Annotated in this window: 1 protein-coding gene; it reads left to right on the top strand. The window is 48.6% G+C overall.

Translation table 11 applies throughout. The features are described 5' to 3' along the window. Window positions 1–500 (top strand): hemagglutinin repeat-containing protein (locus tag ACFINK_RS09475; RefSeq protein WP_375638927.1); only part of this gene is annotated, 500 nt, incomplete at both ends.

Raw genomic sequence — 500 nt, 5'->3', positions numbered from 1 at the left:
CATCTTCGCACCAAAAACACGAAAGTGGATATGCAAGCCTCTCATGCCGTTGGCTCTTCGATAAAATCGGGAGGTGATAGCACTGTCATTGCAGGGCAGGATGGCAAACCGCATGATCTTAGCATCACAGGTAGTTCCATTGCGGCTGATGGCAAGGTAGGGCTGAAAGCCAGCAACGATGTCCTGATCAATAATGCAGAGGATAGCTTACAGTATGAGATGTCGTACCATAAAGACGGTGGAGCATTTAGTAGCAGCAAATCTGAGCATAACAAGATGGATGTGCGCCAAGTTGTGGGGTCAAGCATAACAGGGGGTGAAGGCATTGCCATTGATTCCGGAAACAACACGGAAGTTGTAGCCTCGACGCTCATAGCCGGTAAGGCAGAGGAAACGTCAGGAGAGAAAGCACCAGAAGAACAGAAACAAGCGGATATTACCATTCACTCTGGGGGAAAGATTACTATCAAAGGCGCCCAAGAACACTTGGATCAGCAAGC

The sequence above is a fragment of the Bartonella sp. AA16NXGY genome, assembly GCF_042197325.1.
Classification (GTDB): domain Bacteria; phylum Pseudomonadota; class Alphaproteobacteria; order Rhizobiales; family Rhizobiaceae; genus Bartonella.
This window is presented reverse-complemented; position numbering and strand designations above follow the sequence as displayed.